Source organism: Pseudomonas sp. MSSRFD41, assembly GCF_014230245.1.
Taxonomy (GTDB): Bacteria; Pseudomonadota; Gammaproteobacteria; order Pseudomonadales; family Pseudomonadaceae; genus Aquipseudomonas; species Aquipseudomonas piscis.
Map to the genome: position 1 here is coordinate 230,785 of NZ_JACKZK010000009.1, position 11,473 is coordinate 242,257.

Here is an 11,473-nt window from a genome sequence, read left to right on the forward strand (position 1 = left end):
GGATCGGGCATACCAAGAATAAAAATTCATATATTTCATTAATTTATAAATATTAATGCCATTGCTGTAGCAAAAATTAAGCAGACAAGCAGCAAAGACCGGTATTCCGATCAAACCCCGATCAGAGTCTGTCCAATCAAAGAAACTTCAGAGAGGATAGGGATTCGCCCCCCTTCCTACTGTACGTAATGGCCTGTATCGACCAGAAACGGTCATTGACTCCCAGCACAACAAATTCCAGGCGAGCTCCTATGGCACCTAAATACCTTGAAGCCAAAAAGCGGCATCATTACGTCTGGGCAAAATACTTGTCTCGCTGGGGCAGCGGGACTAAGAGCGTCTTCTACACCACGAAGACCGGGAAAATTGCCCATGACAGCGTGCGTGCGATCGCCGCGGAAGACTATCTCTACAAAATCACAACGCTCACTAAAGAGCAGGTGGATGTGATTAAAGGGTTCTCCCGCTTGAGCCCCGAACCACTCCAACAACAGCACATGTCCTACCTAGGCGATTTTCTGAAGCTGCAGCAGGCTGAAGCCATCTACCGGCAGTCAGGCGTTCGCAGCCAAGAGGCCGAACAGCATCTCCATGCGCTGAAATGCAACCTATTGGAAAATCTCCACGCATCCCATGAGCAGGCTGTACAGCCCGTATTAGAGGCCTTGGCTGGTGAACAGCTTGAGGTCCTACAGCACAATCGGCACATGCTCGAACTCATGGCATTTTTTGGCCATCAGTTCTGTCGCACAAAGCCTTTTCGAGATGGTGTAATTCAAAGCCTTGTTCGTAGTAACGCTAAGGAAATCTGCGTGGCTGATGCTGTTGCCCATGCGTGGTGGTTCATGAGTTACATGTTCGGAATGAATTTTGGGAATAGCCTGTATGTAAGCCGCCATGAGGATAAGCATGCGTTGCTGATAAACGAAACCTCGGTACCTTTCATCACCTCCGACCACCCCATCGTCAATGTTCACCCATGCGTTTCAGAGACAGCTTTCATTGCTCCTGAGCATGCCGATCTCTACTACCCAATATCGCCCAGAACCGCCTACATCATCTGCAACTCTGGGCGATTCATGCCCGGCAGAAATGCGATTGATGAAACCACAGTAGTGGAGCTCAACTCCAAACTGGCATCCCAAGCTATGGTGCATATTGTTGGTAACAGTGAGACTGCGATCCGTCCTTTCCAAAGTTTCATTGGACGACGCGCCCAGAAGGTTCAAAAGCATCGAAAAGGGGCCGGATTTACTTAGAGCACCGGACGCCCGCTTTGGGTCGAAAGCTGCCTGACACGACCGGTGGCTTTTGGCAGCTAGCTGCCCTTCCCGAGAGGCAGCTATGGGCCCAAAGGAGACGATCACACGCCGATTGTGCTCGGGTATTAACGCAAAACCCCTACAGTCCCGAAGAACAAGGGCTGTAGGGCTTTTTCGATGCAGCTTGACATGGGGCTGCTTGGCATTAAATGGCATTGATTGGCGTACGGATTGCTCCATTTTTGCCCCACGACATCTTCAGTTGCAGGACACCTTCCAAAGCTGATCAAGCCTCGTGGTATAGCTCTGGCTCATCATCTCCCGCCGCATACCCCAATCGGGGTTGGTAGCGGCACTGGCAGTCCGGAGTGCACCCCTCCCCCAACGATTGTTGATTTGGTCCAAGACCTTTCATCACCTTATCGGTTTCCGATGGTTGCGCCAAAAATTTAAAAACTTATGAACTTTTTCGACCTGACCGTCCGTCCCGGTAGGAACTTAAAAATCAAACTCCGGCTTCCTAGCTTCCTCACAACTTATGCACGAGCCAAAACAAGCAAGAGATGTTTAGCCCAACCAAGCATGAGGAAACTGATATGTTCTTACATAACAAGCGACTCCAGTACACCGTACGCGTAGCGCAACCCAACCCTGGACTGGCCAACCTGCTGCTCGAACAGTTCGGGGGAGCCAATGGTGAACTGGCCGCAGCAGCTCGTTATTTCACCCAAGCGCTGGCAGAAGAAGATCCAGGACGCAAAGATTTATTGATGGATATCGCCACAGAGGAGCTGAGTCATCTTGAAATCGTCGGCTCAGTCATAGTTATGCTCAACCGAGGCGCCAAAGGCCAATTGGCGGAAGCGGTGCAAGAGGAGGGTGAGCTTTACAGGGCTATAAATGGCGCGGGTAACGATTCCCACATTACCAGCCTCCTATATGGAGCTGGCGCCCCACTGGTGAACTCGGCAGGAGTTCCCTGGACCGCGGCCTATGTTGACTCGATCACCGAACCGACTTGCGATCTACGTTCCAATATCGCAGCCGAGGCTCGAGCCAAAATCATTTACGAACGTCTAATTAATGTAACGGATGATCCCGGGGTGAAGGAAGCACTTGGCTTTTTGATGACCAGGGAGATTTCCCACCAAAGATCATTTGAAAAAGCTTTGCATGCCATTCAACCCAATTTCCCTCAAGGAAAATTGCCTGGCATGCCAGAGTTTTCACGAGTTTATTTCAATATGTCTGATGGTGAGCCCACCATTCGTGGTTCGTGGAATAGCGATGAAGAGTTCGAGTATGTGGAAAAGCCCCAGCCAGCGGTAGGCGGTGGCGACGGAAACCCCAGCGTCACGCTTTCCGAAGCAGACGAAGCTGTACTTGAGGCAATGAAAATACGCACCCAGTCTGACCCTGATATCGAGCCGCTTACGGGAGCGGAACTGGGCACCGGCCAAGCGCTTAACAAAAACGATATTTGATTGATGATGAGAGGGAAAGAACCGCTCTCCTCGTTAGGTGATAAGAGATGCGTTATTACACGGAAACATTGCCCCTCCTATTCTTATGCCGCCCTCTTCATAAGTTACGAATAGTAGCGGGCTATCTTATCTTCCTGACAGGCGCTTTCATGATACTAACGCAACTACTTGACAAGCTACCTGCTTAGAACACTAACAAGCATAAAGATTGGCACAAATAAACTTGCGCACGCTCAGAGCATTTAATTATAAAAATTGGAGAGTTTAACATGAACGCTATTGAACTTTTGAAAGCTGACCATGAAAAGGTAAAAACCATCCTTACGCATCTGAGTGAGTCAACAGATCGTGCCGTCAAGAAGCGGACAGAGCTTCTCGAACAGCTCGAAGCGGAGGTAACCATCCACACGCAACTTGAAGAGCAGATTCTGTACCCTGCGTTCAAAGCCGCCGGCGGTAAGGAACAGGAGGAGATGTACTGCGAGGCCAAAGAAGAGCACCGTACAGTCGACTCACTGGTGCTACCAGACCTAAAGAAAACTGATCCGACCGAGCCTGAGTTTGCAGGCAGACTCAAGGTAGTTAAGGAGCTACTAGAACATCACATTGAAGAAGAAGAAAAAGAAATGTTTCCTCAACTTGAAAAATTGATCAAAAAAAGGCTTAACGAACTTGGAGAAAAAATAAATACGATGAGGTCTTCACTCAAAAAGATGGTAAGCACATCCAAAACGACATAAATTTAAACACTGAACAGCCCGCACCAAGCGGGCTTTTTATTGCATCAAAAATCTCGATAGAAAGCACCAATCAAATATCCTCAGGAAGCCAATGATGACTATTTAGGTATAAAAAAGACCCGTAAAAGCTACGGGCCAAGTCAGGAGTTACCTCAAGCCCTCCTTGCCTTGGGCGGGCTCAAATGTATGAGCCCGCAAACGAGAAGTCCGTTCTCTTTTTCCAACTCAAGACCGACGGACGGAAAAGCTATACAAGAAAAATTCAACTGTACAAATAATATATTGAACCCCCTATCGCTTCCTCCCACCCAATATTCGGAAGGAGGCTAACATGGACAAGCTTTTCATAATTGATTACACGCTCAATAGCGAACAACGGTCTTTCATTATCCGAGCCAGAAGAATGGATAACGCAGAGGCTTGGCATTGGGCATGCTGTGATGCGGGAATAGGACGAATCCCTAGATTCGGACGAGAGCAGATTAAGCGAATCAGCAAACCACTGGCGGAGCGCTATGGCGTCGAGAACGTGAAATGGCGCCCCTCCGGAAACACCCCCTTTGAGCCCAAGCCGTACATACCTCCTCCGCCAGAATAAGGAATTATCGTTTTAATGTGGGTGTACACAGGGCTAACTACTAGTTGGAGGCAAGTATGAAAAGGAGTAAAACAGTTGCCAAACCCGAACTTAGAATGCTGTGGAAAGGCGCTACTGCGCTCAGCAATAAGTTGTTCCGCGAGGCAGCGGAGCTGGACGATGCCGCGTACCAAATACTTAGCGAGGGAGTCACTAGCGAGGCCACTTTGAAAGAATTCCAAGTCGCAAAAGATAGAGCCAGCGCAAAATATGAGGAAGCAATGCAAGCGTGGAGAAATGCAAACATCGAAATGAATAAATCACTACACCCAAAATAGAGACATTCAGTACCGCCCCATTTTTGATAACGGGGCGGTATAACTGACAATGATTTGTGACAGCTATTTCGCCGCTCATTTTGAGCTCGCAAGTATCTCCTTCACATAAGCCTGGCACGCGGCCAAGGCGATCAATCCCTGATCGCCGTCACCAGTGATGGCGACAATTCGTTGAGCAGCCGCTGGGTCAAGTTCGGCTCGCGCCGTTCCATGAACCACGCCGCAGGTGCGGGCGGTGTTGAGTAGGACTGACAGCCGCAAATCAGCAGTAGCAAGCCGATCACGCAAGCGAGCCTGGTTCGATTGAGCATCGCGCAATTCCTTGTAGTGGGTTTCGTCATTCGCTTGCAGGCGATCCTCGAGCGCACGGCGCGCATCTTGCTGCTCGCCCTGCCAGTTGATCACCGCCGCAGCGGCCTGCTCCCGGTCCGTGCTATATGCCTCGGCCAGGGCCTTGCCGTAGGCGTTGGCCTGCCACGTCCATGCGCTCCAACCGCCCAGGGCGAGCCGCAGCACCAGGGCCAGGGCTGGCAACAACCAGCCCGGGGCCTTCACGCCAGCACCTTCAATGCGCGCTCATACAGCGCCTGGCGATTCGCCAGGCCGTTGGTGCCGCCGTTGATACGCTTGGTGATGGTGAGAAAGTCGCCCTTGTCGGCCAGGGTATTCAGGACGGCCTTCTGCCAGAACCAGCCCGCCGACAGCGCTGCATAGACCGGGTTTTCCAGCAGCTCCGGGGTATTGAGCAGCCGCGAATCGCCGAACAGCGCTTCGCTGCACGCTTCATAGTTGGCCCGGCCGGTGACCTGGATCAGGCCCCACCCTCGGTACCTTTGACCGTCGCCATCCGCCTGCGGGGTATTACCCAGCCGAGCGGCCAGGGTGCCGGCGTCGTACTGGCTCAGGTACTGATCGTTGCCCAGCTCGCGCAACCGCAAGGAACTCAAGCAGCTCAGGAGAGCCTTTGAAAACGCACCTATCGAATCGATCACCCCCCAGGTGATCGCCCAATACCGCGATGCCAGAACCGCCAAGGTCCGGGCCAATCGAGAAATCGCCCTGCTCTCTCACACGTTCACCATTGCGCGAGAGTGGGGCCTGACCGACAAAGCCAACCCGTGCTTCGGCGTTCGCCGCAACAAGGAAAAGCCTAGGGACTACTACGCCGGCGAGACCGTATGGAATGCGGTATACGCCGAAGCGGTGCAGGAACTGAAGGACGCGATGGATCTGGCCTACCTAACCGGACAACGCCCCGCAGACGTGCTCAAAATCGCCGCCACCGACCTGAACAATGGGTTCTTGCTGATAGGCCAAGGCAAAACCGAAAAGCGCCTACGCCTGCGCCTGGAGGAGGAAGGTGTCCAATCAGGATTGAGTGCATTTATCGAAGACCTGCAGGAACGCAGGAGAATCAACAGCATCAGGACATCGACGCTAATCACCAACGCCTCAGGGCTACGAATGAGCCAGCAGATGCTGCGCAACCGCTGGGACGATGCGCGGGAGAAGGCTGCCATCAAGGCTGCAGCCGATGGTGACCCAGCACTGGCGGTCAGCATTCGGCAGTTTCAGTTCAAGGACATTCGGCCGAAAGCGGCTAGTGAGATCGAGCTGACGCATGCAAGCCGGTTGCTGGGGCACTCAACTGAGGAGATGACGAAGAGGGTGTATCGGCGAGTTGGTGAGATTGTTAAACCTACCAAGTGATCCTCTATTTCCAAATATTGTAACTGACAGCTAACGGCCATAAGCGGAAGTTCGCAAGCTGCCCCTTTCGACCCATAGCTGCCGGTGCTGAAGGGAGGCAATCTACGAACAGTTGCCTACATCGCTGCCTACGAGTCATTTGCGACTCGCTGATTTTGACTGCGAAGTCAAAAGCTTCATTGTGCTGGCGAATAGCTTGCAGTCTCTGAGAAGGTGAAGTAGGCTTTTTGGCGCCTCCATTCGGGTATTAAATAGGGTTGTTCAAATGCGACCCGGCTCAAAAATGCTACAAGCAACATCCCTTTGAGACTCTAAGGGAATAATCTTTAAAGGAATAAGGTGAAATATGAATGGAGGCTTTTTCCTGAACTTCGTGGCCCTCAATTCATACACCGCTCCTGAAGAACTAGCAACACTTCTTGGGACGGACTATGCGAAAATCAAATATTTTTACTATCGCGGAGAAATGCGTCGGCATTATCTTGCGTTTGAAATCCCGAAGAAAAGCGGCGGAAAGCGCAAGATATTAGCTCCAACCGACAAGCTTAAAACTATCCAAGGGCGGATAGCGGGGTTGCTTTCAAAACTCTATAAACCAAGGGCTCCAGTCAAAGCGTTTCTAGTTGGGCAATCTATTGTCACCAATGCCCGACCTCACTGCAGGAAAAAGTACGTATTTAACATCGATTTGGAAAATTTTTTCGGCACGATAACTTTTGGGCGTGTTCGTGGAATGTTAATGGCGAAGCCTTATTCGCTTTCCCCGGAGACCGCATCAGTAATTGCGCACTTAACCACAGTGGATGGCATATTGCCCCAGGGAGCTCCAAGTTCTCCAGTTATATCAAACATGTTATGTGCCAGCTTAGATAGAGATTTGTACTCGTTGGCAAAGCGTCATCGTGCAGTTTATACACGCTATGCTGATGATATTACTTTTTCATTTTATAGCCCTATAGAGTATATTCCTAAAGAGCTAGTAGATTGGCGTGAGTTGGAAGGAAGGCCAAATCATTACAATAGCAAGGTCGGACTTGAACTCGCAGCTGCAATTGAAGCTCGCGACTTCAAGATAAACAATAATAAAGTTAGGTTGCAGGGCGCGCGCGAACGGCAACTCGTAACTGGGCTCGTGACCAATAAAAAGCCAAATGTACCCAGGCCGTATATTAGAAAAACGGCTGCCTTAATACATTCGATAGAGAAGTTTGGCTTAGAGGTTGCGAACTCAGCTTTCAAAGAAAAGAACCCAAATTCCACTGCAACTATTGAGGCTCACCTACAAGGACGCTTGCTCTACATCAAGCAAGTAGTTGGTGAGGAGTCAGAGGTCTACAGAAGACTTGCTCATAGATACAATATTTTACCGATCAATTCTAAGGTACCTAATACCCCAATAACCACTCGCGAAGACTCAGACAACTTTAAGGTCGGAAAATTTATAAAGGACAAGTGTTGGGTTATTGAGATTAACGAGAAGATAAACGGCAGGCTTATCAATAGCCAAGGGAGTGCGTTCCTCATTGAAGGTCGTTTATTGGTGACTTGTGAGCACGTGCTTGCTGAGCTGTTTGAAGATGGCGTGCGAGTTGAAGTTTCTGAGTGTTTGATCAGGAGAGTGGGGGATGAAAGAATTCATGAGGCAAAAGTTGTCATTCGTGATAAAGGCCTTGATCTTGCGGTGCTGAAAATCTTAGATCCTCCAGCTGATCTAGAAGCGTTCTCGCTGGAAGAAGTCAAAGAGCCCAGCATAGGTGATCGCGTAGCGGTGCTAGGCTTCCCTAACTTCAAAGAAGGCAGTAGTGATGTCGGAGTTTTGAAGTGCAGACTTACCAACAAATACCCATTAAGTGGCGTGATGCATAGTGAAGTTGATAAGACTTTGTACTCTGGTAATAGTGGTGGCCCCGTAATTAATTCGAGTTACCACGTAGTTGGGATTGCGGCTCAAGGTGCGGCTGGTAGCCCGGAAGGTAAAAACTCCTTCATTAGAGTTTCAGAGCTAAAAAAATATCTGATAAAAAGTGGAGTAATTTAGTCTCACTTGGCTCACTGTTCAACCTGCCTAATCGATGGCTGCATTTGGCATATTGCTTCCCTTCCCCCCCCGGCAGCGTTGGATCGCTTGCTGCCTGACAGGACTGACCGGAAACGCCTCGTAGGAGACGCTCAAAAGTGTCTAGGGAGCGGGCCCGATTCACTCGCCCTCGGAACTCTTAATAGAAAAGCACTCTTCTATCAATGCATCCAAGACGGCGACAAGCTTGGAGGTATCATATTTGTTATTCCTCACTGAGTCATAAGTTTGTTTTAAAAAAGACCGTGTGTAGCTTTCTTTGTGCTCAAGGGCACCATGATAAACTTCCATCTCCTTCTTGTAAGTTGTCCATATAACCTTGGCTGCCGGATATTCACCATACTCTAGGTCAAGATAGCATTCAATTGCAGCTGCGCGCCTATTGATGTCGGCTAGAGATTCGCCGCTAGGACCACTCGTCAGGAACGAACTAAAAGCCGCCAGTTCTGGAAGCAACATAACTCGCATATTCGGCAGAAGTGACATTTTGGCTATGCGCTGGTAAGCCTCATAACCTTCAGCATCATTGTCGAAGACGAATATTACGTTATTTTGAATGTCGATCTTTATAAGGCCATCGGCAAATTTCACCAAATTTCCTGTCCCCGGGAAGGGATGGCTTTCGCTTACATCAATGAAACGAAAAAAATCTTGGATTTCTGGTTTCAGCAACGCGAAGGCATGCTTGATAATATGAACATCCGAGCTACCTTCTGTAGCAATCAGGAATGCCTGTTCACGCCGAGCACCAGGGACAAAGTCATCTTCACTTGCATAACCATTCTCGACGACAGGTCCATAATTCCAAATGACATCAACATTAAAGTTTTGCTCGCACTTAGCCAGAACTCGAAGTGTAGAATAAGGGTGGAGGAAACCTATGAGAGCGCCGAAATAGCTTGACTCTGAATAGGCCACGCCTATGTCGTGCGCATGCACGGGAAGTCTTAAAATTCTCGGATCATTTTGGAATTTACCCTGAGTGATTTTAAAGCACCCAGATTCGTTATAACTATTATCCAATTGGACTAACGGATAGCTTTTGATAAAATCGCAAAACTCGGTGAAAGATAGAATATTAGTTTCGAATAGGTCGTCTGGCTCTCGTATTCGACTTTGCATGTCAAGCCACGCGACTACAGATGACTCGTACTCATTTTTTACCGCTTCGAGAGTGAATCCCAGCAACTCCAGTCGCGGGCAAACTTCGATCAGAGTAGCGCATAGGGCCCTTTCCATTGAAGCGATCACTTCGGCATCTAGCTCCGGGTAATCATAGTCAAGCTGGCTTGTTTTGACTCTTTTTCTATGATGACTTTGGAATAACATCCCATGATCTGCTCCACGAGAATTTTTATTCCAGTCGACGCATAGACCACCGACATCAAGTGTTATTTCCGTCCCCACGTCAATCCTCCTTATAGCTTGAGAGCACCACTAGCCTTGTGAATCGTCCTTGATATTATAGAAGCTCAATGTCTGCTACTGGCCGGTAGCGGTCGCTTGCCAACGTCCACTGCTGGTCGAAAACAGCCGTGATCCAATGCAATCTGAATGCTGCTCTAACCAGAGAACCAAGACACTACATAGCAACAAGCGCCATCACAAAGCCCCCACTCAAGCCTTATTCAAACGCAGTACAAAACCACGCAAGTGGGTCAGTGCTGCCATTTGAGGATCAAGTCCACGGAGAGTAGTTGTCCGCTGGCTGCCATCAGGAAGATAAACGACCAAGTCGTCTCCATGAACAATGTAGTGGCTGGTATACGTCGTACCTTCGTGCTCAAAAATAATTTCTTCTTCCATACACGACTCCCGAATTAAAGAGCGCTCAACCGTGCGTTCAATAGTTGCCTGTCTGCATCATCATCCAGCACGTGCATTCTGCGGTGGCAGTTGGGGCAAAGCGCAGCAGTGTTCTCCACCGTATCGGCCCCGCCTTTTACAAGCCACACAATGTGATGCGTCTCTAGAAAGGGGCTTCCGTCCTTCTTGTTGAACGGTGCAGCTTCTTGGCACAAGTCACACCGCCCCTTGGATCTGCGCTTGGCATGCTCCGCGACCCAGGCTGAACGTTGATGCTGGGTAACTTTGGCACTGCGCTTTCCAACACTGGCCCGCCCCTGGCGTCGAGCGAGAGCCTCTACCTCAGCATCACTCAATTTACGCGCTTGCTTCTCCTTCACCTGGTTTAGCTGTTGCAGCGTGGAATCTGGTATGGCCGGCAGAGCACCTGACTTGAGGCGTAGCGGGAATACCCACACAAAGCGCTCCTGCCCCTCAGCGTCAGGCTGCGTCTCCTGATACGGCTCATCAGCCAACACCACCTCACCGATGTAGGTATAGGTTTTAGCAGTGAATACTTCGAACAGATGCACGGATACGCCGTTGGCACGAGACTCGTTCAGCGTTCTGTTCTGGTTAAATTCCAGCGACTGATCGCCCTGCTGGCCCATGCCGGTGTAGTGCAGCACATCATTAACCCAGCGATCGTCATAAATGGACGCCACATGGTTCGAAACGATGACGAGGGTGTTGGTACGATTTGAGCGGCGCATCCCACCTTGCGGGCTGCATTGAAACAACTGCGTCAGATCGTCGTTATTGAGATTAGAGCCTGGGACTGGAGGAACAAAATTAACCATATGTTCGGATGATCTCTTCAGCAATTGGAACATCAGCAGGAGCAAGGTCGTGTTGCAGTAACTCGTGAGGTCGCACCCACTCGATAAGGTCATGTACCTGCAGGACGAATTGGATGGATTGCAAAACGACGCTGACAGCGATCAGTTCGATCGTGCCGCCGGGATAGGTGTAAATCGAAGAAGTGAGAATCTCGCCGGCGACGGACTCAACACCCAACTCTTCACGTAGTTCACGGGTGATGCAGTCTTGCGGTGTTTCGCCATGCTCAAGCTTGCCGCCAGGAAACTCCCACATGCCCGCCAGCTTCTGGCCTGGAGCTCTGCGCGTGATAAGAATTTTCCCGTCGCGATGTACGACCGCGGCAGCTACTGGTGCTGTCATAGCGCGATTCCTTATCGCCAAGTCCGAAAGATCCATAGGAACGAAGGGAAACATCTTAGCCGAGAACCATCACCAGCCCGCACTCCGGGAAGGGAAATTCTCTTCAGTGCGACGCCAAAAACAGGCGAGTTGCGGAAGCGATCCAAAAATTTGCGGAAGTGATTGCCCAAATTTCAGGCAATAAAAAACCCCGTAGACGTTAATCTACGGGGTTTTCAAGGGTGGAGGCCGAGGTCGGAATCGAACCGGCGTAGGCGG

The 11,473-nt window shown here is 50.1% G+C and carries 12 protein-coding genes and 2 pseudogenes; 7 read left to right on the forward strand and 7 right to left on the reverse strand.

Annotated elements, in window-relative coordinates; genetic code table 11:
* Positions 1-251: 251 nt before the first annotated feature.
* A complete protein-coding gene (locus H7A76_RS16405) occupies positions 252-1,259 on the forward strand; it encodes a DUF4238 domain-containing protein (protein WP_185699455.1) in 1,008 nt (335 codons plus the stop codon).
* 261 nt (positions 1,260-1,520) lie between these two features.
* Here H7A76_RS16405 and H7A76_RS16410 read toward each other — a convergent pair.
* A pseudogene (locus H7A76_RS16410) lies at positions 1,521-1,704 on the reverse strand (DUF4113 domain-containing protein); the annotation flags it as partial.
* 154 nt (positions 1,705-1,858) lie between these two features.
* Between H7A76_RS16410 and H7A76_RS16415 the strand changes: the two are divergent.
* From H7A76_RS16415 to H7A76_RS16425, 4 genes are all read left to right on the forward strand, one after another.
* Entirely contained in the window at positions 1,859-2,746 is an 888-nt protein-coding gene (locus H7A76_RS16415; protein ID WP_185699456.1) for a manganese catalase family protein, read from the forward strand.
* Between the two features lie 269 nt (positions 2,747-3,015).
* Complete coding sequence (locus tag H7A76_RS16420) at positions 3,016-3,486, forward strand: hemerythrin domain-containing protein (RefSeq protein WP_185699457.1); 471 nt, start codon at positions 3,016-3,018, stop codon at positions 3,484-3,486.
* Positions 3,487-3,817: 331 nt separating this feature from the next.
* On the forward strand, positions 3,818-4,084 hold the full coding sequence (locus H7A76_RS32620) for a DUF6555 family protein (RefSeq protein ID WP_312026258.1): 267 nt from the start codon (positions 3,818-3,820) through the stop codon (positions 4,082-4,084).
* Between the two features lie 56 nt (positions 4,085-4,140).
* Positions 4,141-4,401, forward strand: a complete 261-nt coding sequence (locus H7A76_RS16425) for a hypothetical protein (RefSeq protein WP_260497993.1) — start codon at positions 4,141-4,143, stop codon at positions 4,399-4,401.
* 75 nt (positions 4,402-4,476) lie between these two features.
* On the opposite strand, the gene H7A76_RS16430 is transcribed toward H7A76_RS16425, so the two are convergent.
* Positions 4,477-4,956, reverse strand: coding sequence for a lysis system i-spanin subunit Rz (locus tag H7A76_RS16430; RefSeq protein ID WP_185699458.1), 480 nt, complete (start codon positions 4,954-4,956; stop codon positions 4,477-4,479).
* Positions 4,953-5,333, reverse strand: a pseudogene (locus tag H7A76_RS16435) (glycoside hydrolase family 19 protein); the annotation flags it as partial. The pseudogene H7A76_RS16435 and the gene H7A76_RS16430, both read right to left, overlap by 4 nt.
* On the opposite strand from H7A76_RS16435, the gene H7A76_RS16440 reads away from it, so the two are divergent.
* Both H7A76_RS16440 and H7A76_RS16445 read left to right on the forward strand, forming a co-directional pair.
* Positions 5,317-6,111, forward strand: a complete 795-nt coding sequence (locus H7A76_RS16440; RefSeq protein WP_260497994.1) for a tyrosine-type recombinase/integrase — start codon at positions 5,317-5,319, stop codon at positions 6,109-6,111. The pseudogene H7A76_RS16435 and the gene H7A76_RS16440 overlap by 17 nt on opposite strands.
* A 346-nt stretch (positions 6,112-6,457) precedes the next feature.
* On the forward strand, positions 6,458-8,149 hold the full coding sequence (locus H7A76_RS16445; RefSeq protein ID WP_185699459.1) for a trypsin-like peptidase domain-containing protein: 1,692 nt from the start codon (positions 6,458-6,460) through the stop codon (positions 8,147-8,149).
* 159 nt (positions 8,150-8,308) lie between these two features.
* Here the strand turns inward: H7A76_RS16445 and H7A76_RS16450 are convergent, their stop codons facing one another.
* The 4 genes from H7A76_RS16450 to H7A76_RS16465 form a co-directional block, all read right to left on the reverse strand.
* The gene (locus tag H7A76_RS16450; protein WP_185699460.1) at positions 8,309-9,595 is read right to left on the reverse strand and encodes a HEPN/Toprim-associated domain-containing protein; all 1,287 of its coding nucleotides are present in this window, start codon (positions 9,593-9,595) and stop codon (positions 8,309-8,311) included.
* 210 nt (positions 9,596-9,805) lie between these two features.
* Positions 9,806-9,994, reverse strand: a complete 189-nt coding sequence (locus tag H7A76_RS16455) for a hypothetical protein (RefSeq protein ID WP_185699461.1) — start codon at positions 9,992-9,994, stop codon at positions 9,806-9,808.
* A 14-nt stretch (positions 9,995-10,008) separates the two neighbouring features.
* Positions 10,009-10,866 (reverse strand): HNH endonuclease signature motif containing protein, encoded by an 858-nt coding sequence (locus H7A76_RS16460; RefSeq protein ID WP_260497995.1) that lies wholly within the window; start codon positions 10,864-10,866, stop codon positions 10,009-10,011.
* Positions 10,826-11,215: a (deoxy)nucleoside triphosphate pyrophosphohydrolase gene (locus H7A76_RS16465; protein ID WP_185699462.1), complete on the reverse strand. Its 390-nt coding sequence runs from the start codon at positions 11,213-11,215 to the stop codon at positions 10,826-10,828. The genes H7A76_RS16460 and H7A76_RS16465 overlap by 41 nt, the downstream gene beginning before the upstream one ends.
* Positions 11,216-11,473 lie beyond the last annotated feature (258 nt).

Coding starts and splice junctions, on each gene's coding strand:
- H7A76_RS16455 (WP_185699461.1), bottom strand. CDS start 9,994: ATGGAAGAAGAAATTATTTTTGAGCACGAAGGTACGACGTATACCAGC.
- H7A76_RS16460 (WP_260497995.1), bottom strand. CDS start 10,866: ATGTTCCAATTGCTGAAGAGATCATCCGAACATATGGTTAATTTTGTT.
- H7A76_RS16415 (WP_185699456.1), top strand. CDS start 1,859: ATGTTCTTACATAACAAGCGACTCCAGTACACCGTACGCGTAGCGCAA.
- H7A76_RS16445 (WP_185699459.1), top strand. CDS start 6,458: ATGAATGGAGGCTTTTTCCTGAACTTCGTGGCCCTCAATTCATACACC.
- H7A76_RS16420 (WP_185699457.1), top strand. CDS start 3,016: ATGAACGCTATTGAACTTTTGAAAGCTGACCATGAAAAGGTAAAAACC.
- H7A76_RS32620 (WP_312026258.1), top strand. CDS start 3,818: ATGGACAAGCTTTTCATAATTGATTACACGCTCAATAGCGAACAACGG.
- H7A76_RS16405 (WP_185699455.1), top strand. CDS start 252: ATGGCACCTAAATACCTTGAAGCCAAAAAGCGGCATCATTACGTCTGG.
- H7A76_RS16465 (WP_185699462.1), bottom strand. CDS start 11,215: ATGACAGCACCAGTAGCTGCCGCGGTCGTACATCGCGACGGGAAAATT.
- H7A76_RS16425 (WP_260497993.1), top strand. CDS start 4,141: ATGAAAAGGAGTAAAACAGTTGCCAAACCCGAACTTAGAATGCTGTGG.